Below are 18,799 nucleotides of genomic sequence, written 5' to 3'. Positions count from 1 at the left end.
AGTCCGTGAGCTCGTGTCGCCGCACCATACGGGCGTCCTGCCCGGCCAACCACGAGATCCACCCACCCAACCAAGAGCCATCAGAAACGGCCTAGGCCTCTTCGGTGAGCTCCGGCAGCCAGCTTCCGTGGAAACCGGCCGGGACGGCGTACGGCAGCTCCACCACCGCCTGGACGGAAAGTTCCCGCGCGTCGAGGACGAGCAGTTCGCCGGCCTCGCCGTCGTCGTTCGAGACGAGCGACAGCAGCCAGCCCTCGTCCTCGCTCCGGCCGTCCGCCGCCGGGACGAACACCGCCTCGCCCGCGTACCGGGCGCCGGGCGTCGCGTGCAGCTCGCTGCCCCCGCCCGTCAGGTCGTGCTTGGCGATGCCCTCGCCCGACACGGTGTACAGGTAGCGGTTCGCGCGGCCGGTGAGGGTCTCGTTGTGGGTGGGGAACTCGGCGTCCCGGTCGTCCAGCTGGGACTCGGTGACCTGCCCGGTCGCCGGGTCCAGCGCCCAGCGGTACAGCACGGCGGTCGCGCCGGTGTGACCCGGTTCCGGTACGACGGCCGGACCGGTGGGCCCGCCGATGTCGCCCCAGGCGTGGTCGAAGCCGAGGCGGTCGTAGCGCACCGCGTCGAGGACGATCCGCCCCCGCTCGTCCTCGTGGGCGTTGCCGACGTGGAAGACGTAGCAGGGATCGATGTCGAACCAGCGCACGTCGGTGCTGCCGGGCGTGCGGGACATGATGCCGAGCCGGGCGCCGTAGCCGTCGTCCCACCGGTAGGGCATGCCGCCGCGTCCGGCGAGGTCCGCGTCGAAGGCGACGGGCAGGTCCATCCACACGATGTGGTGCTCGGTGATGGCGAAGTCGTGCATCATCGTCGGCCCCGGCACCGCTATCGGACGGCTGTCGAGCAGCTCCCCTTCCGCGGTGACCCGGTGGTAGGTGAGGTAAGGCGGGGCAAACCCGGTACCGAACAGGTGCAGTTCACCGGTGATCGGATCCTCTTTCGGATGGGCGGTCATCGAGGTGGTCAGCCGACCGCCGAAGTCGTAGGGACCGACGGTCTCCAGCGACGGGGTGACCCAGTAGGGCAGGCCGACCTCGCACAGGGCCAGCACCGTGTCCGCGTGCCGGATGACATGGGTGTTGCCGGGCGTCGCGGCCAGGTCGACACTGCCGTCCGCGCGGACGAACGGATGTCCCTCCAGCTCCCGGGTGCGGATCCACCGGTTGCGGTACCACTCGGCGTGGCCGTCGCGCAGCCGGATGCCGTGCAGCATGCCGGGGCCGGTGAACCAGTGCCCCTTGTCCTCGCCGGGCAGCGGGTTGGGGCCGTTGCGCAGATAGCGGCCGTCCAGATCGGGCGGGAGGGTCCCGCGCACGGTGAGGTCGCGGGCGCTGTGCTCCTCGGGAACCGGGGCGAAGCGGCCCCGCAGGTACAGGGGGAGGGTGGTCTCTTCGGTCATGCTGCTTTCCTTTTCGGGCCCGGGCCGGGCACTGCCGGCCGTGTTCTGGATCAGGCGGGGCGGCCGCGGCGAGGGGTTCCACGGCCGCCCGCGGTGGACGGTCAGACGGTGGACGTCAGGCCCTGGGACTCCAGCAGGCGCCGCTGGGCCCGCTCGGGGTACACCTTCGTGAAGACGATCGGGCCGACCAGGCCGACGACATGCGCGGTGATGCCCACCCACGCCGGGGCGTCCACGGCGTTGCCGATGGCCAGGCTCACCGCGATGAAGGTGAAGCCGGCTCCCCAGGCACTGGTGATGTGGTTGTTGACCTGGAGGAACTCCGGCATGTCCCAGTACTCGCGGGGCGTCTGGCGCTTGGCGATGCCCAGCGTGAAGGGACGGCGGATCGCCAGGGAGCCCCAGGCGGTGGCGCCCAGCCAGACGAACGAGAGGACGTCGGAGTGGTCCTGGAGCGACGAGTCCGGGTCCGCGACGGAGACGGCCCCGATGACGACGAAGTACACGATGGTGCTGGCCTCGAGGATCAGCGCGTCGAGGTCGACCCCTCGACGGAGGTCCTGGAGCAGGAGCAGCAGCCCCGAGACGAGACCGCCGAGCGCACCCCAGCGCCAGTCGACGACGCCCGAGACGACACCGGCGACGATCCAGGGGACGAAGCCGCGCAGATAAGCCACAAAACCCATTGAGTTGTTCCTTGCTGAATGGACGGGACGGCCCCGGAGGGGGGTTGCTCCGCAGCCGCTCTGTGAACCGACGCGGACTAGATGCAGGGCGAGAGCCAAAGTTCGACGCCGGGAGTGTGACCCTCGTCACGGCGCGGTTCCGGTGGTCGCGCAGCGGCCCGCAAAGTCCCGCCGGCGGGCCGCCGGACGCGTCCGCTGCCATACTGACCGGCGTGAAGCGTGCGGGGGCATGGCGGGACAACCGGCGTCGGACGCTGCGCCGGATCGCACAACTGCCGTACACCTGGGCCGTGTTGCTCGGGATCCTCGCGGTCAGCGAGTCCCTCGCGGAGTTCGTCGCCGGGCACGGCTCCGTCCCCCGGATGCTCGCGGACCGGGCCTCCGAAGGAGCCGGGGGAGTGCAATTCGCCCTGGTGCTGGGGCTGTTCTGCCTGTCGACGGCGCTACCACTGGCGTTCTTACGCCCGTTGACGGCCGCTGTCACGGTCACCACCGCGAGCCTCGGCTCCTTCACGATCCTCCACACCCTGACGGTCGCGGGTTTCGCCGCCCAGACCGTCGCCCAGTACCGGCTGGCCCGTACCGGTGCCGCGCTGCCCGCGCTGCTCCTCGGCGCGCCGTTCCTCGCCCTGGCGCTGGCGCCGTCCACGGACACCCGTGCGGTGCTGCTGGCGGTCCTCGCCCCCTGCGCCACCTGCGCCGGACTCGCCGGGCGGGCCGCCGACCACGACCGTGAACACACCGCCGTACGCCGGGTCATGGCCGTGACCGAGTGGGACAACGCGGCGCGCGGCGAGCGGGCCCGGATCGTCCGTGAACTCCACGACGTCGTCGGCCACCACCTCTCGATGATCGCCGTACAGGCCGAGACGGCCCGGGTGGCCACTCCGGGCATGCCCGCCCAGGGCGCCGAACGCCTCCTCGGTATCGGGGACACCGCCCGCGCCGCGCTCAACGAGACGCGCCGGCTGCTCGGTGTCCTGCGTGCGGACACCGGGTCCGGCACCGGCGGCGAGCGCAGTCCCCAGCCGGACCTCGGCCACCTCAACGAACTTCTCGACGAGGCCCGTACGGCCTCCGGAACCGCCGTCCGCCTGGTCCTCAGCGGCTACCCCCGCGCCCTCGACCCCGGCGTCGAACTCGCCGTCTACCGCATCGTCCAGGAGTCCCTCACCAACGCCCGCAAACACGCGCCGGGCGCCGCCGTGGACATCGAACTGCACTACGCCGACGACCGCCTGCACCTGCGCGTCCGCGACAACGGCCCCGGCCCCGCCCCGGGGCGAACGGCCGACGGACACGGCCTGTCGGGCATGGGGGAACGGGCCGCCACGGTGGCCGGCGAGGTCCGCACCGGCGCGCCGGACGCCGGCGGCTTCCTGGTGGCGGCCCGCTTCCCCGTACCGCCGCCCGACGGCAACGAGGCCCGCACGGAAGAGAGCGCATGAACGACACCACCCCGCCGATCCGCGTCGTGATCGCCGACGACCACCTGGTCGTCCGGACCGGCTTCGGCGCGCTGCTGGACTCCCAGCCCGACTTCACCGTCGTCGGCACCGCGTCCGACGGCACCGAGGCGGTCCGTCTACGCGCCGTCGTCCGGATACTTCCCGCTCACGCCCTGGGCCGGTTTCGCGGTCCTGTGCGGCTACGCGGCCGCCGCGTTCGGCACCGGGGTCGTGCTGCTGCGCCGGAGGGACGTATGAGGCGCGCCGGGCACGCGGAGTGGACGAAGCTGCGCACCGACGCGGCCAACGTCTGGCTGCTGCCGGGCGTGATCGCGCTGACCGTGGCGGTGGGCGCCGGGGTGACGTCGACGTCCCGGTGCGATGCCGCCGGCTGCGGCGGTGACCCGGCGCGGCTGTGCCTGACCGGGGTCATGGCCGGCCAGGTCGCGGTCGTCGCCGTCCTCATGGTCGGCAACGAGTACGGCACCGGCATGATGCGCACGACCCTCACGGCGGTCCCGCGCCGGCTGACGGTCCTGTCCGCCAAGGCCGCCGTCCTCACGGCGGTGACGCTGGTGGCCGCGACCGTCTCGGTGCTCGGCTCGCTGGTGATCGGGCGGCTGGCCGGGCCGGGCCGGGGTTTCACCGCGGCACACGGATACCCGGCCCTGTCGCTGACCGACGGACCGACCCTGCGGGCCGCGGTCGGCTCCATCCTCTACCTGGTCCTGATCGGCCTGCTCAGCCTGGGCCTGGCGCTCGCCGTGCGGAGCTCGGGCACCGCCATCGGTGTCGTCCTGGCCCTGCTGTTCGTCTTTCCGATCCTCGCCCAGGTGATCGCCGACCCGGACTGGCAGCGCCGTGTCCAGCAGATCGCGCCGATGACGGCGGGGCTGGCCGTCCAGACCACCGCCGGCGTCGGCACCCTGTCGGCCCCTGGCAGGGACTGGGCGTACTGGCGCTCTGGGCGGTCGCCGCCCTCACGGCCGGCGGACGGCTGCTTGGCTCCCGCGACGCCTGAGCCGGCCGCCCTGCCCGCCGTGGGCGGGTCAGCCCTCGATCCAGCCGTGGTTCTTCGCGAACTGGGCCAGCGCGCCGCGGACCCGCACGATCTCCTCGGCGGTGAGCGTGGGCGCCGACGCCAGCAGTGTCTCGGTGACCTCGCGGGTGAACTCGTCCGCGCTCAGCAGATCGCAGAGCGAATCGTCGTCCGGACCGAGCGTCCGGACGTCGGCTCCCCGGGCGAGCCGGACACCGGACGCCTTCGGCCCGCGCTCGCCGCTCTCGATCTCGAACTCCACAGCCACGCCCGGGCGGACGTAGGACTCGGGCATCTGCATGTCGTTCACATGCAGGAAGACATCCTCTCCGCCACCGTCCGGAGCGATGAAACCGTACCCGCGCGTGCTGTCGAACCGCACCACACGACCACTGACCATGAGAAACCCCCAACCAATCCGGACCACCTGCCCGGGCACCTGGGCCAGATGGTAGTCAGATCGCCCCCGGCCAGGCGACTCCGCCCACCGGCCGGCCCCCGGCGGGCGGCGCCGCCGACAGAGACCGTCACGTCGCGACAGGGGCGTTCGGGGTCCGGTCCGCAGCCGGAACTCGGTGCACGGGCACCGAAGTTGATATGGAAAGCTGTCGCCAGCCGTCGGTGTGCCAAGGGGGGCCGGGGCGGTCATCGAGAGGAGCACACGTGACGCAGGACGGTACTCGCCCCGTGGAGATCGACACCAGCAAGCCGCATCCCGCGCGGATCTACGACTACCTGCTGGGCGGCAAGGACAACTACGACGTGGACCGCAAGGCCGGTGACCAGCTCGCCGCCGTCGCGCCCGAGGTGTGGATCTCGGTACGGGCCAACCGCGGCTTTCTGCAGCGCGCCGTCCGGCACGTCGTCGACAGCGGGGTCCGCCAGATCCTGGACGTCGGCACCGGGCTGCCCACCTCGCCGAACGTGCACGAGATAGCCCAAAAGGCCGCGCCGGACGTCCGCGTCGCCTACGTCGACAACGACCCGATCGTGAAGGCACACGGCGACGCGCTGCTCAACCGGGCCGGCACCACCAGCATCGTCCTCGCCGACCTGCGTGACCCGCGGTCCGTCGTGGAGCACCCCGAGGTCCGCCGGATCATCGACTTCGACCAGCCCGTCGCCCTGTTCCTCGTCGCCATCCTGCACTTCATCCGCGACGCGGAGGATCCCGAGCGGATCGTGGCCACCCTGCGCGACGCGCTCCCGGCCGGCAGCTTCCTGGTGCTCTCGCACGCCACGGACGACTTCGCCGACGACCGCAGCGAGGCCCAGGCCGTCTACAACAACGCGACCGCCACGATGAACCTGCGCCCCCGGGCCCGGATCGAGCAGTTCTTCGACGGTTTCGAACTGGTCGAACCCGGCGTGATCCAGGTTCCGTTCTGGCGCCCGGACGCCACCCCGCCGGAGGGCTCCCAGGACATCGGCTTCTACGGCGGGGTGGCCGTCAAGAAGGGCTGATGGGAATCGGTGAGTCTTCGTCGACTCAACCGGCCAGTGCGTCCAGCTCCGTGATCTGCGCGGGGCTCAGCCGCACCGTCGCCGCCGCGATGTTCTCCTCAAGATGCGCCATCGAGGCCGTGCCGGGGATCGGCACCAGGTTCCCGGACCGAGCCAGCAACCAGGCGAGCGCGACCTGGGCCGGCGTGGCGCCGATCTGTGCGGCGAGTCCGCGCAGCGGGCTGTCCGGCCGGGCCAGAGCGCCGATGTCGAGCGGGAACCAGGCGATGAAGGGCAGGCCCTCGCGTGCGCAGTGGTCGAGCGCGTCCTCGTGCTTGCGTTGCGTGATGCTGTACTGATTCTGGACGGAGGCGATGTCGACGATCTGCCGGGCGGCGGTGATCTGGTCGACGGTCACCTCGTTGAGCCCGATCGCGCCGATCTTTCCCTCCTCCTGCAGCTTCTTCAGCTCACCGATCTGGTCCTCGAACGGCACGCGGGGGTCGACCTGGTGCAGCTGGTAGAGGTCGATGTGGTCAACGCCCAGACGGCGCAGGCTCAGCACGCACTCCTGCCGCAGGTACTCCGGGCGTCCGAGGACGGCGTAGGAGCCCGGGCCGGATTGCGTCTGTCCGCCCTTGGTCGTGATCAGCACATGCTCCGGATAGGGATGCAGCGCCTCACGGATGATCTCCTCGCTGACGTGCGGTCCGTAGACGCTGGCGGTGTCGACGAAGTCGACGCCCAGTTCGACCGCACGCCGCATGAGCCGGACGGAGCGACCACGGTCGGCCGGCTCGCCCCAGACGTGCGGACCGACCAGTCGCATGGCCCCGAAGCCGAGCCTGTGGACGGTCTTTCCGGCGATCTCGATCGTCCCGGACGCGTGCTTGACGCGAACCTCAAGACGCTGGTCCTGGACCATGGGCACTCCTTGTCAGGGGGCTACGGATGGGGGTGCGTTCGGCTTCGTGCGGTTGGACTTTACGGACGTCGGTCCGGGGCGCGATTGAACCTCCGCGACCGGCCCGTTGGACATCGGCGCCACGCGATAGGTTCGGCACGGCGAAGTGGGGCGAGAGGCGGATCGACGGGCGATGGACAGTGCTGGGGCAGGGGCTGACGACTCACGAGGGGCGTTCTCCCTGGACACCATTCCCTCCCTGTCGGGAGGATTCAGCAGCTTCCAGCGCGAGTGGGAGACACAGGTCGGTGAGGGCTTCCCGCTGCCGACCTTCAGCCAGGCCACGACGGGCGACTTCCGGGTCAAGGGCCGCGCCGCGAAAGTACGCGATGTGGCGATCACCGATGTGCACGGTGCGTCAGCCATCCGGACCGCCGCCCTCGGCGATGTCGAGGATCAGGTGCGGATGTGGGTCGTGCGGCGCGGAGCGTGGACTCTCGGCGGCGGCTCCGGTGGTGAACACACCGTGTCCGCCGGGCAGTTCCTCCTGCGCCACGTCGGGCGGCCCTCGCACTTCGCGACGGCCCCGCACACGACGGCGAAGATCGTCGTCCTGCCCGCCGCCATGCTCAGACCGTTGCTCGGGAACCGGATCGTCACCGGTGCGGCGGACTCGGCCGAGGTGCGCCTGCTGGTGGCACACACGAACATGATCCACGCCACCATGGCCGACCTCGGCCCGGCTGGTGTGCAAGCCGCCCACCGTGCTGTGATCGAACTGGCCAAGGCGGTGGCAAGACACCGGTTCGACGACAAGGAACCCCTGCTGGCCACCGCCCTCGCCCAGGCCGCGAAGGAACTGGCGGACAGCCGGCTCACCGATCCTTCGCTCTCCTCCAGGACGCTCGCGAGCGAACTCAACGTCTCCGTACGCACGCTGCAGCGTGCGTTCGCCGCAGGGGGCGAATCGGTGACCTCCTACATCCGCCTGCGGCGGCTCGAAGAGGCGCGGCTCGCCCTCACCGCACAGCCCGGGCGGTTGAGCGTCTCGGAGCTCGCCGCTCATTGGCAGTTCTCGGACAGTAGCCACTTCATCAGGGCTTTCAAGTCACACTACGGTCAGACTCCCGGCGACTGTGCCCGCCAGGCTCGCGCGCAAGGGGACTGAGGTCTCTCCGGCGAGGACCACCTCCGTAGGGGCCTCCGCCGGAGAGGGTTCGTCCGGTGGAGGCCGGTGAGCCGGTGAGCCGGTGCCGGCGTGAGACGCGGCGCCCCGTGTCAGTGGCGGCCGGTCAGGAACACCGAACGCAGCTTCAGGCGGTCCGTGGCGGGGTTCCCGTGCGGACGCAGCGTCCAGGAGTCGCCGGTGCAGTCCGGCTCGGTGAACACGACCACCCACTCGTCGGTGTCGTTGTGCGGGGCGAACGCGGGCTCGGAGCTGCCCGGGTCCGTGACCTCGGGCAGTGGGATGCAGCCAGGGCTGACTGGGTCATGGAGAGTGGCCGATCGGGGCGAGCCGTCGAGGCCCACATACTTGTAGGAGAAGTCACCGGTTGCGGCGCTCGCGGAGGTCGGCAGGGTGACGACGAGAGCGAGCGCACCGAATGCGGCGGCCGCGGTGTGGTGAAGGCGCATGAAACCATTTCCGTCTGAGGACGGCTCCCTGAGGAGCCCGGGGAGGGGACCCGGGACGTATCCGGGTCCGCCGCGTACTCCATCCCCGGGCAACAGGTCCTGATACGTGGCGTCACCCTTACGAGGCATGACAAATCGATCCTTCGGATGCCATATCGGTGAATCCGCCCTTCGCCCCCGATCCGCGGACACCCCCTAGGGCACCCCGAGTTCGAACAGCGCGTACCCCGCGTACGAGCCGGAGGCCAGTGCCGCGAGGCCCAGCAGGAGGAGCTGGCAGGGCAGGCCGACGCGGCGCAGCGCGACCGCGAGCGGCACGAACAGCGGGAAGGCGGGCAGTAGATAGCGCGAGACGTTGGCGAAGTACTGCTGACTGCCGAGCACCAGTGCCACGGTGAGCACCGTGTGGACGACCAGCACCGCCGGCGGCCGCAGCCGGAACAGCAGCGGCAGCAGCGCGAGGTCCAGCAGCACGACACCGACCCCGATGACGTCCGCGAACGGAAGCGCGAAGAGATAGCCGAAGTGGCCCACGGCGACGGACGTCAGGACGTCCAGGGTCTGCCTGCCGTAGTCGAACTCGTGCCCCCACGCGCCCGACTGGAGCCTGAAGTAGCCGCCGTAGTCGCCCATCCGGTGGCCCACCCAGACGAGGTAACCGAGCAGGCCCAGCGGGGCCACGAGCATCGCGGTCAGCGGACGGGCGACGCCGTCCTCGCGGCGGCGCAGCGCGAGCAGCCCGGCCAGGGCGAGTGCGGCGATCAGGGCGGCGGCGGTGGGCCGGTTGAGGCCGGCCGCGAAGGTCAGCACACCGGCCGTCAGCCAGCGGCGGGTCAGTACCGCGTACAGGGCCCAGGCGGCGAGCGCCACATACAGTGAGTCCGAGTAGACCGCCCACTCCACGCCGGACCCCGGCCACACGGCCCAGAGCCCGGCCGCCGCCAGCCCCGCCCGGCGGCCGCCGAACCACGCGGCGACGGCGTGGATGCCCAGTGCCGCCACGAACGAGGCCACCACCGACACCAGCAGCCCGGCCCCGAACGGGCCGAGACCGGTGACCTCCATGGCCAGCCGCATCAGCGCCGGGTAGAGCGGGAAGAACGCGGCCGAGTTGCCCTGGAGGGTGATCATGCCGGTGGCGCCGGGGACCGGGACCAGCTCGGGGTGGTAGCCGTGCAGGGCGATCTGCTGGTACCACCAGCCGTCCCAGGTGCCCAGTACGTCCCAGGTGTGCGCACCGCCCCCGAAGCGCGGATGCTTCCTGCGGAAGTCCCCGGCCGAGTCCAGCAGATACATGAACGAGCCGAATCCGATGAGCTTCAGGACCCCGTACATCGCGAGGACCGGGCCGTAGCGGCGCAGCCACCGCCGGAAGACAGGGGTTTCGGGAGAACCGGGAGCGGGGGCCTCGGGCAGGACCGGGGGCGTGATCGTCACAGGTGTCGTCACGAGGCCTCGGACTCCGTCCGGTTCCGCCCGAGCGGCCACACCCCGGGCGCGAGGGCCAGATGGGCGGCGGCCAGTACGGCGAGTTCGGCGCGGTGCCCGGCGGCGGGCACGGTGTGCCGCAGAGCGGCGAGCGAACCGGCGGTGAGGACCAGCCGAACCGCCAGCGCGGGCAGCGGAAGCGCGCCCAGGGCCGCCTGCGCGACGGTCCAACAGGCCAGTAGGGAAAGCGAGTTGGTCACTTGTGCCCCGTTGGCCGGGCGCACGGCCGCGTACAGCAGGAGATGCGTGAGAGCCATGACGGCCACCGGTGTCACGGACCGCCGTTCGCGCCCGGCCGCCGGCAGCGCGCCCAGGGCCATCGCCCAGCCGACCCTGGCGATGCCGCGCAGATCGGCGAGCGCGGTGGACAGCAGCGCGACCCGGCTGTCCGGGTCGTCCACCCAGTCGACCGGCACCTCGTGGATCCGCAGCCCGGCCCGCTCGGCGGCGACCAGCAACTCGGTGTCGAAGAACCATCCGGAGTCCCGCACCAGGGGCAGCAGCCGCTCGGCGGCGTCCCGGCGCACCGCCTTGAAACCGCACTGGGCGTCCGAGAACCGGACCGAGAGGGTGCAGCGCAGCAGGACGTTGTAGCAGCGGGAGACGACCTCCCGCTTGGGGCCGCGCACCACCCGGGCGCCGGGCGCCAGCCGGGTGCCGATGGCCAGGTCGGAGTGGCCCGAGAGCAGTGGGGCGACGAGCGGCAGCAGGGCGGCGAGTCCGGTCGACATGTCCACGTCGAGATAGGCGAGGACGGTCGCCCGCGATCTCGTCCAGGCGGCCCGCAGCGCCCGGCCGCGCCCCTTCTCGGCCAGCCGTATCCACTCCACCTCGGGGAACTCACCGGCGAGCCGGGCGGCGATCAGCGGGGTGGCGTCCGTGCTGGCGTTGTCGGCGACGGTGATCCGGAAGGGGTACGGGAACGTCTCGCGCAGGTGGGCGTGGAGCCGCCGCACGCTCGGCTCCAGGTCGGTCTCCTCGTTGAACACCGGCACGGCCAGGTCCAGGACCGGCTCGTCGTGGTGTGTCGAGGGCGGGGGAGCGGGAGTCGGCAAGGTGACCGGAGCCGATAGGGCCCGAGAGTGTTTCATGGTGTTTTTTCGCATTCGTACTCGTTCTCGGGGCGTGCCGAAGGCACACCCGGTGGGGTGGGGGTTGTGGAACCGCGCTCGCTATCCGGCCGAGCCGGTCGAGGACGACGGGTCGGCTCCCTCCGTCGTGGGAGCCGACGGCGGTGACGTGGTGGTGGACTCCCCGGACGTGCCGCCGGAAGTGTCCCTGGAGGTGCCCTCCGACGCGGTCGTGCCCCCGTCGGGGGTGGCCGTTCCGGACGGGGTCGACGAGGCCGAGTGTCCGTTCGTGGCCGAGACGGTGGCCGAGGGCGAGGAGGTGTCCGTGGGCGGCGGGGCCGAGGTCGTGGCCCCGGTGGGCGATGCGGTGGGGGAGGGGCTCGGTCCCGGTGCCGTACCCGTGGTCGGGCCGGGGCTGGTCGCGGGCCACGGGTGGGGCGCGCTGGGCTCGTCGTGGACGCCGGAGTGGGGCCACAGGAAGAGACCGAGGCAGAGCCCCGCGGCCGCGACGACACCGCCGGCCGCCCGCTGGGCCGCGCGCACGCGCCGCCGCGCCTGCACACCGGCCCGCAGCCGGTCCCGGTGCCTGGGCTCGAACGCCACCGGTTCCCGCTCGCCGTGCATCAACTGCGTCAACTGCCGCTCGAAGTGATCCATGGCTTCTCCCTCACCCCACCGGCTCGATGACGTCGGCCAGCAGCTGACGCAGCCGGGCCACACCGCGCGCCGCGTGCGAGCGGGCCGTGCCCACCGGGCACCCCAGCACCTCGGCCACCTGCCGGTCGGGCAGGTCCTGGTAGTAGCGCAGGACGACCGCGGCCCGCTGACGCGGGGTCAGCAGGGCGAGCGCGGCCTCCAGGCGGGAACGCTCGGCGACGGCCGCCGACAGGTCGCCGGCCGCCGCGACCTCGGGCAGCTCCTCGACGGGGCGCTCGCCCCACCAGCGCCGCCGAGCCGACCGCGCTGCCGCGCGGGCCAGCACCTTGCGGACGTACGCCTCCGGTGCCTCGTCGGCGATCTTCGGCCAGACGAACCACAGCTTGACCAAGGACTCCTGCAACAGGTCCTCGGCCCGATGCCGATCGCCACCGGTGAGCAGACGGGCCAGATGGGACAACCCCGACCAGCGGGCCGCCACGAACTCGTCGTACTCACCGGCCCGAGCCTGCTCCGTTCCCTCGGTTCTCACGGTCCCCGCTCTCCCCGGCTGCCTACACCTGGGAAAAGGCCCTGGGAGCGACAGAACGCTGCACTCGGCCGAGGTGATCCGCGTCACGTGCGGGGCGCCGCGTAATTGCCTGGCCGACCTGGGCGGCCCCGCCGTATGCTCCCCGCGATGACCACTCACTCTGTTCACAGAATGGGGGTCCCGTCCACGCAAGGTGAGTGCTGATGGCCACTCACCCCGTGTACGAGGACACCCGGCTCTCCCTCTGGCGGCGGGTGCGCGAGTTCGCCGTGCCGCCTGCCATGATCGACACCGCGACCGCCCGGCGCGACGCCGGGGACTGGGCGGGGGCGTGTGCCGCCGCCGGTTTCGATGTCGACCTCGACCTGCGTGCCCTGGCCCGTATGTGGGGCCGGGACGTCAGGGAACGGGTCCGTGCCGATCTGCGCCGGCTCGCTCCCGACCTGCTGCGCTGGCATCTGCCGAGAATCGCGCCCGACGGGCTGCTGCGGCCCGGGCTGACCATGCCGCTCGCCCGGTATGACGTCGGGCAGGGATCCGTGCAGCTCGTGGCCCGGACCCCGCCGGCCTGGGCGGACGCCGGGCAGCGGGTCAGCCTCGCGCTCTGGGACGGAAACCTTGGCGTGGCCGCCGCCCGAGGACATCCGCATCCGCGCCCCAGCCGCCGGTTCCGCTTCGACCTGCACCGCCATCTGTGGGACGCGGGCGCCGCCGGCGACCTGCGGACCCGGTCCGGCGCCGGCCGGCACACCGGCGGCGAAGGGCCGTGCACGGCCCTTGCCGCCGAACCGCGCACAGACTTCGGCACCGGCCCCGCACCGTCGTCGTGTGCCACGGACCGATGGGCGGAGGAGGCCCGGATCGTGCTGCGCGCCGAGGGGCGGGACAGCCTGCGCGCCGAGGGGCGGGACAGCGGAACCGTCGCCGTCCACCTGCGCGGCCGGCAGCGGCTCGCCCTGCACCTCGCGGCCGACGGGACGGCGACCACGAGCCCCGCCGGGGACACCGGGGCACTGCCCGTTCTGCCCGACGCGGCGACCTGGGCCCTCCCCGACCTGGAGTTGCTGGGCGCCGGGCTGATCGACGCCGGCCGGCTGCATCCGCTGGTCGCCGGCGCACTCGTGCCCGGCTACGCGGCGGCCGCCCGGACCCCGCACCCCGACCCGGCCGGGCAGTCGCGTCTCGTGGATTGCCGGGGCACCCTCCACCGCATCGGCCTGGTCGACGGGGTGCTGTCCCCGCTGGACCACGCCCCGGACGAACTCCGGCGCGAGGAACTGCTGGTGGCGCTCGGCGGCCCGCCGCTGCCCTGCCTGCGGATCATCGACGAGGCACACCGCCGCCCGGACTGCCTCACCGGCGTCCGGGAACGCCTCGACCACGGGGACATCGCCGGCGCGCTCGCCGTCGTCGAAGGACTGCTGGGACCCGAAGCCGTGCTGCGCGACGGCCCGTTGAAGGACGAACTGGAGTCGGCCGCGCGCCGGCGGATCGCTTACGGCCTGTACCGGGCGGGCCTCGCCGGACCCGGCACTGGCCCCGTCCGCACCCGGCAACGGCGGCGACCGCGGTCCCGCGACCCGCGCCTGGGCCCACGCCCCGCCACCTGGCGCTGACTCACACCCACCTGCTTGCTCACACCCATTTGCTTACTCACACCCCGAGGTGATCAGACATGCCCACTCGCAATGCCGCCCAACTCGACGTCGCCGAAGGTCTGTTGAAGCTGCTCGGCGACTCCGCCACCGAACTCCGGCCCGACACCCAGCTGGAGGCGCTCACCCTTGCCGTCGCGGCCGACCTGCCCGTACTCCTGTGGGGCGAGCCCGGCATCGGCAAGACCGCCGCCCTGACCCAGCTGGCCGCCTCCCTCGACCTGCCGCTGACCACGGTGATCGCCAGCGTGCACGAGCCGTCCGACTTCTCCGGGCTGCCCGTCGTGGGAGACGACCCCGCCGTCCAGGGCGTCCCGATGGCCCCGCCGGACTGGGCGGTACGGCTGGTGCAGGCCGGCCGGGGCCTGCTCTTCCTGGACGAGCTGTCCACCGCGCCGCCGGCCGTGCAGGCCGCCCTGCTCCGGCTCGTCCTCGAACGGCGGGTCGGCGCCCTTCGACTCCCGCTGGGGGTGAGGATCGTGGCGGCCGCCAACCCGCGTTCCTCGGCGGCCGACGGCTGGGAGCTGAGCCCGCCGCTGGCCAACCGGTTCGTGCATCTGCAGTGGGCCCACGACCACGAGGTCGTCGTACGCGGCCTCGGCGGCACCTGGCCGCGGGCGACCCTGCCCCGGCTCGACCCGGACAGGCTGTCCGACGCCGTGGACTTCGCGCGCCGCGCGGTGTGCGGCCTGCTCGCCACCCGGCCCACGCTCGTCCACCGGCTGCCCAGCGGTGAGACGCGCAGGGGCGGCGCCTGGCCGTCGCCCCGCAGCTGGGACATGACCCTGCGTCTGGTCGCCTTCGCGCACGCCGCGGGATCCTCCCGGGACGTGCTCTCCCTGCTGGTGCGGGGCACGGTCGGCGACGGTCCCGGGCTCGAACTGCTGGCGAGCGTGGACCGGATGGAACTCCCGGACCCCGAGACGCTGCTCGCCGACCCGGGCGCGGCCGAGCTGCCCGAGCGCGGTGATCTGCGCCAGGCCGTCCTCGACGGCGTGGTCGCCGCCGTGCGCGAGCGGCCCGACCGGGCCCGCTGGGACGCGGCCTGGGCGCTGCTCGTCCGTGCGCTGGACACCGGCGCGCCCGATCTGGTGGTCGTGCCCGCCACCACCCTCGCCTCGCTCCGTCGGGAGGACTGGGACGTGCCCGAGGCCGTCGAACGCCTCGCCGGAGCCGTGTCCGTCTCCCGCCGGGCCGACCGGGCCGCCCAGCGCGTCGCCGCGAAGGCCGGACGATGAACGCCCCACCGGCCGGGGCACTGGACCTGGAGAAGCTGTACGCCGCCCGGTTGCAGGCCGCCCGGGCCCGGCCCTACCTCGCCACCGCGCTGTTCGCCCTGCACGTGGTGGAGTCCCGGCAGGTGCCCACCATGGCCGTCGACACCCACTGGCGGTGCTATGTCTCGGCCGCCTTCGTGGACCGGATGCCGGTGCAGGACCTGGCCGGCGTCTGGGTGCACGAGGTGTCGCACCTGCTGCGCGACCACCACGGGCGCAGCGACCGGGTCGCCAGGCAACGCGGCCTGACCGGGGCCGGCGAGCGGCTGCGGATGAACATCGCGGCGGACCTGGAGATCAACGACGACGCCTACGGCGACGGACTCGTCCAACCTCAAGGTGCCGTCAGGCCGTACCACTTGCGGCTGCCCGAGGGCCTGCTGATGGAGGACTATCTGCGCCGGTTCCGGCTCGGACCGCTGACGCAGGACCTCACCTGGCTGGACTGCGGCAGCGGAGCCGACGGCCGCGACCGGGAGTGGGACCTGGGGCCGGACGGCGCGCACGGCCTCAGCGAGCAGGAACGGGACGGGGTGCGGTTCCGGGTGGCCCAGGCCATCACCGGGCGCCCGGGCAGCACCCCCGACGGCTGGCGGCGCTGGGCGGAGGAGGCCTTCCATCCGCCGCAGCCATGGCGGGAGCTGCTGGGCGCGGCCGTCCGCTCGGCGACCTCCGCCGCGGGCGCCGGCGACGACTACGACTACGGTCGCCCCTCGCGCCGTTCGGCGAGCCTGCCCGGGGTGGTGCTCCCCAGCCTGCGCCGCAGACCGCCCCGGGTCTGCGTCGTCATCGACACCTCCGGCTCGGTCAGCGACGCCGAACTGGGCAGCGCCCTGCTGGAGGTGGCCGCCATCGCCCGGGCCGTCGGCGGCCGCCGGGACCTGGTCAGCGTGGTCTCCTGCGACGCGGCCGCCCGGACCGTGCACCCGTTGTGCCGCGCGGAGGGCATCGCGCTGGTGGGCGGCGGCGGTACGGATCTGCGCGAGGGCTTCGCCAGAGCGTTGCGGGCCCGTCCCGCCCCGGACGTCGTGGTGGCCCTGACCGACGGACAGACACCCTGGCCGGGGACCCGGCCGCCCTGCCGGACGGTGGTCGGCCTGTTCCCCCGCCACCGCACCGGCACGTCGTACGACGAGGACGACCCCGACTACGTACCGGACGAACCGCCCGCCTGGGCCCGGGTCGTACACATCGGATGACCCTGCCTTCGGGGCTACTCCGTCCGGGTCGCCGCCAGGTAGTTGTACGCGGACGCGCGGGAGATGCCGAGCCGGGCGGCGATCTGCTGGACCGCGCCGCGCACCGCGAAGACGCCCTGACGGTCGAGGTCGCGGAACAGCTCCAGGCGTTCCTCGCGGGTGAGCTGGGGCCACGGCCTGGTCCCGCGCAGCTGGCGGGCGTCGACGATCGAGTCCAGTACGGCGGTGATGTCGTCGCCGAACGTCGTGGTCGGCGGTGCCTCGGGCCCGGCCGTGACCCCGGCCAGGTCGCCCACCAGGGCGTGTACTTGGGTCACGGCCGTGACGTCGAGGTTCACGCACAGCGCCCCGAACGCCGTACCGGCCGAGTCGCGCAGCACCATCGTGGACGACTTGACCAGCTTTCCGTCCCGGGTGCGGGTGAGGTAGTTCAGCTCGTCGGCCGCCGCGTCGCCGGCCGCCAGCAGCTTCATGCCGATCTCGCTCATCGACCCGCCGACCCGGCGGCCGGTGACGGACCCGGCGATGGCCACCACGGAGCGCTCGGGGCGCCGGAAGTCATGGATGACGGCCTCGCAGAAGGCGCCGAAGGTCGCCGCGATCCCGTCGACGACCGGGGCCAGTGCGGCGATGATCGCGTCCTGTTCGGCACGCGCCGCGTCGCCCGCCGCGCCCGTCGGTTCCTGTGCCATCGGCTCGCCTCCGTGTCCCCGCCCGGACCGGGTCTGGACTTCCCGTCCAGATGATAGACAATAATTCCATGCGGTCGGCGTCGAACGGCTCTGCTCGACGCCCATCCGGCGCCCGGCGGCGCCCAGAACGGAGGACGAACATGCCCGACACCCCGCCCGTGACCCTCCAGGACGTGCAGGACGCGGCCGCGCGGATCAAGGGAGTGGCCCACCGCACCCCCGTGCTGCGCTCGCGCACCCTGGACGAACTGGTCGGCGCCGAGGTCTTCCTGAAATGCGAGAACCTCCAGCGCATCGGCGCCTTCAAGTTCCGGGGCGCCTACAACGCCGCGTCCCGGCTCTCCGCCGAGCAACTGGCCAAGGGCATCGCCGCCTACTCCTCCGGCAACCATGCCCAGGCCGTCGCCCTCGCCGCCCGCGAACTCGGCACCACCGCCGTGATCGTGATGCCCGAGGACACCCCGCGCGCCAAGCTGGAGGCGACCGCCGGATACGGCGCGGAGATCGTGACGTACGACCGCTACACCGGCGACCGCGTCGCCATCGGCGAGGCCCTCGCCGCCGAACGCGGACTCGCGCTGGTCCCGCCGTACGAGCACCCGCACGTGATCGCCGGACAGGGCACCGCCGCCCTCGAACTCATCGAGGAAGTCGGCGAGTTGGACGCCCTGGTGGTACCGGTCGGAGGCGGCGGGCTGATCGCCGGCAGCGCGACCGCCGCGAAGGGGCTGCTGCCCGGGATCCGCGTTGTCGGGGTCGAGCCGGAGGCCGGGGACGACACCAAGCGGTCCCTTGCGGCGGGGCACCGGGTGTCCGTTCCGGTGCCGAGGACCATCGCCGACGGCCAGGCGGCCGACATCCCCGGCGAGCTGACCTTCTCCGTCAACCGGCGCCTGGTGGACGACATCTCGCTGGTGAGCGACGACCAGATCCGGGACGCGATGCGGTTCGCCTTCGAGCGGATGAAGACCGTCGTCGAGCCGAGCGGCGCCAGCGGCCTGGCCGCGCTGCTCGCCCACCGGGTGACGCCGCTGCCGCGCCGGATCGGGGTCATCCTCTCCGGCGGCAACGTGGGCGCCGAGCGGTTCGCCGAGATCGTCGCCGGCTGACCGACCCCGGCGGCCCGGGTAGGGCAGGGGGCTTCTCCTGGACCCCGCGCCGATGGCACTGCGGCGCATGGCCCAGGAGAGCGAGTCGGCCCGCCGCTTTCAGCAGTCGCGGAACTCCGGTGACTGGTTGAGGATCTGCGATCGCGCCGAGGTGAAGCGGGTGTGGGTCCGGCCGCCCCGCGCCTCGGGCGGGAACACCGCCACCCGGTGGCAGTTCTGGAAGGCGAGGGCGACCCCGAAGTGCCGCTCCAGGCCGGCCCGGATCGCGTCGGAGGACAGCGCCCGCAGCAGCTGCCCGCGCTCCTTCTCCGACGGCGGCGGGGTCTGGTTGTCGGCGAACTCCGCGGTTCCGTCGCGCAGTTCGGCGGTCAGTCGGGCGATGAGCTGGTACGCGTACGGCAGCGATGTACGGACGGTTTCCACGAAGTCCTCCTCCCGCACCGCACCGTTCTCGGCTTCGGCGAGCAGCTGCGGGGAGACGTCGAGCGACATGGGGCTGTGTCCTGTTCTGT

The 18,799-nt window shown here is 72.6% G+C and carries 18 protein-coding genes and 1 pseudogene; 9 read left to right on the top strand and 10 right to left on the bottom strand.

The annotated features are described in order from the left end of the window. Nucleotides 1-91 precede the first annotated feature (91 nt). Both ACGFZQ_RS49655 and ACGFZQ_RS49650 read right to left on the bottom strand, forming a co-directional pair. Nucleotides 92-1,453 carry a carotenoid oxygenase family protein gene (locus tag ACGFZQ_RS49655; protein WP_393846101.1) on the bottom strand — a complete coding sequence of 454 codons (1,362 nt, stop codon included), beginning with the start codon at nt 1,451-1,453 and terminating at the stop codon, nt 92-94. Nucleotides 1,454-1,554: 101 nt separating this feature from the next. Next, entirely contained in the window at nt 1,555-2,139 is a 585-nt protein-coding gene (locus ACGFZQ_RS49650) for a hypothetical protein (protein ID WP_382532327.1), read from the bottom strand. 212 nt (nt 2,140-2,351) lie between these two features. Here ACGFZQ_RS49650 and ACGFZQ_RS49645 point away from each other — a divergent pair, with 212 nt between their 5' ends. Then, nucleotides 2,352-3,587, top strand: coding sequence for a sensor histidine kinase (locus tag ACGFZQ_RS49645; RefSeq protein WP_393846100.1), 1,236 nt, complete (start codon nt 2,352-2,354; stop codon nt 3,585-3,587). Then, nucleotides 3,584-4,369 (top strand): annotated as a pseudogene (locus tag ACGFZQ_RS49640) (response regulator transcription factor); the annotation flags it as partial. The gene ACGFZQ_RS49645 and the pseudogene ACGFZQ_RS49640, both read left to right, overlap by 4 nt. A 267-nt stretch (nt 4,370-4,636) precedes the next feature. Here the strand turns inward: ACGFZQ_RS49640 and ACGFZQ_RS49635 are convergent. Beyond that, nucleotides 4,637-5,026 carry a cold shock domain-containing protein gene (locus ACGFZQ_RS49635; protein WP_351736365.1) on the bottom strand — a complete coding sequence of 130 codons (390 nt, stop codon included), beginning with the start codon at nt 5,024-5,026 and terminating at the stop codon, nt 4,637-4,639. A gap of 263 nt (nt 5,027-5,289) precedes the next feature. On the opposite strand from ACGFZQ_RS49635, the gene ACGFZQ_RS49630 reads away from it, so the two are divergent. After that, a complete protein-coding gene (locus tag ACGFZQ_RS49630; RefSeq protein ID WP_393846099.1) occupies nt 5,290-6,090 on the top strand; it encodes an SAM-dependent methyltransferase in 801 nt (266 codons plus the stop codon). Between the two features lie 25 nt (nt 6,091-6,115). Here ACGFZQ_RS49630 and ACGFZQ_RS49625 read toward each other — a convergent pair whose 3' ends face one another. Beyond that, nucleotides 6,116-6,994, bottom strand: a complete 879-nt coding sequence (locus ACGFZQ_RS49625; RefSeq protein WP_393846098.1) for an aldo/keto reductase — start codon at nt 6,992-6,994, stop codon at nt 6,116-6,118. Nucleotides 6,995-7,166: 172 nt separating this feature from the next. Between ACGFZQ_RS49625 and ACGFZQ_RS49620 the strand changes: the two genes are divergently transcribed. Next, on the top strand, nt 7,167-8,141 hold the full coding sequence (locus ACGFZQ_RS49620) for a helix-turn-helix domain-containing protein (protein ID WP_393846097.1): 975 nt from the start codon (nt 7,167-7,169) through the stop codon (nt 8,139-8,141). A gap of 110 nt (nt 8,142-8,251) precedes the next feature. Here ACGFZQ_RS49620 and ACGFZQ_RS49615 read toward each other — a convergent pair whose 3' ends face one another. From ACGFZQ_RS49615 to ACGFZQ_RS49605, 3 genes are all read right to left on the bottom strand, one after another. Next, complete coding sequence (locus ACGFZQ_RS49615) at nt 8,252-8,608, bottom strand: hypothetical protein (protein ID WP_393846096.1); 357 nt, start codon at nt 8,606-8,608, stop codon at nt 8,252-8,254. Nucleotides 8,609-8,803: 195 nt separating this feature from the next. After that, nucleotides 8,804-9,943, bottom strand: a complete 1,140-nt coding sequence (locus tag ACGFZQ_RS49610) for a hypothetical protein (RefSeq protein WP_393846103.1) — start codon at nt 9,941-9,943, stop codon at nt 8,804-8,806. A 110-nt stretch (nt 9,944-10,053) separates the two neighbouring features. Further along, the gene (locus ACGFZQ_RS49605; RefSeq protein WP_393846095.1) at nt 10,054-11,187 is read right to left on the bottom strand and encodes a dolichyl-phosphate beta-glucosyltransferase; all 1,134 of its coding nucleotides are present in this window, start codon (nt 11,185-11,187) and stop codon (nt 10,054-10,056) included. 34 nt (nt 11,188-11,221) lie between these two features. Between ACGFZQ_RS49605 and ACGFZQ_RS49600 the strand changes: the two genes are divergently transcribed. Further along, a complete protein-coding gene (locus ACGFZQ_RS49600; RefSeq protein ID WP_393846094.1) occupies nt 11,222-11,818 on the top strand; it encodes a hypothetical protein in 597 nt (198 codons plus the stop codon). A gap of 15 nt (nt 11,819-11,833) precedes the next feature. On the opposite strand, the gene ACGFZQ_RS49595 is transcribed toward ACGFZQ_RS49600, so the two are convergent. Beyond that, complete coding sequence (locus ACGFZQ_RS49595; protein ID WP_393846093.1) at nt 11,834-12,355, bottom strand: SigE family RNA polymerase sigma factor; 522 nt, start codon at nt 12,353-12,355, stop codon at nt 11,834-11,836. 203 nt (nt 12,356-12,558) lie between these two features. Between ACGFZQ_RS49595 and ACGFZQ_RS49590 the strand changes: the two genes are divergently transcribed. The 3 genes from ACGFZQ_RS49590 to ACGFZQ_RS49580 are packed head-to-tail and all read left to right on the top strand — an operon-like array spanning nt 12,559 to nt 16,486. Continuing rightward, nucleotides 12,559-13,971: a hypothetical protein gene (locus ACGFZQ_RS49590; protein WP_393846092.1), complete on the top strand. Its 1,413-nt coding sequence runs from the start codon at nt 12,559-12,561 to the stop codon at nt 13,969-13,971. A gap of 59 nt (nt 13,972-14,030) precedes the next feature. Next, nucleotides 14,031-15,248, top strand: coding sequence for an AAA family ATPase (locus ACGFZQ_RS49585; protein ID WP_393846091.1), 1,218 nt, complete (start codon nt 14,031-14,033; stop codon nt 15,246-15,248). Continuing rightward, nucleotides 15,245-16,486 carry a VWA-like domain-containing protein gene (locus ACGFZQ_RS49580; RefSeq protein WP_393846090.1) on the top strand — a complete coding sequence of 414 codons (1,242 nt, stop codon included), beginning with the start codon at nt 15,245-15,247 and terminating at the stop codon, nt 16,484-16,486. The genes ACGFZQ_RS49585 and ACGFZQ_RS49580 overlap by 4 nt, the downstream gene beginning before the upstream one ends. Before the next feature lie 14 nt (nt 16,487-16,500). On the opposite strand, the gene ACGFZQ_RS49575 is transcribed toward ACGFZQ_RS49580, so the two are convergent. After that, nucleotides 16,501-17,178, bottom strand: coding sequence for a transcriptional regulator (locus ACGFZQ_RS49575; protein ID WP_393846089.1), 678 nt, complete (start codon nt 17,176-17,178; stop codon nt 16,501-16,503). Between the two features lie 140 nt (nt 17,179-17,318). On the opposite strand from ACGFZQ_RS49575, the gene ACGFZQ_RS49570 reads away from it, so the two are divergent. Beyond that, a complete protein-coding gene (locus tag ACGFZQ_RS49570) occupies nt 17,319-18,287 on the top strand; it encodes a threo-3-hydroxy-L-aspartate ammonia-lyase (protein WP_393846088.1) in 969 nt (322 codons plus the stop codon). A gap of 99 nt (nt 18,288-18,386) precedes the next feature. On the opposite strand, the gene ACGFZQ_RS49565 is transcribed toward ACGFZQ_RS49570, so the two are convergent. After that, nucleotides 18,387-18,779: an SCO5389 family protein gene (locus tag ACGFZQ_RS49565; RefSeq protein WP_393846087.1), complete on the bottom strand. Its 393-nt coding sequence runs from the start codon at nt 18,777-18,779 to the stop codon at nt 18,387-18,389. Nucleotides 18,780-18,799: the final 20 nt, after the last annotated feature.

Origin of the sequence: Streptomyces sp. NPDC048254 (genome assembly GCF_043201895.1) — a bacterium.
In the GTDB taxonomy this organism is placed as follows: Bacteria; Actinomycetota; Actinomycetes; order Streptomycetales; family Streptomycetaceae; genus Streptomyces.
This window is presented reverse-complemented; position numbering and strand designations above follow the sequence as displayed.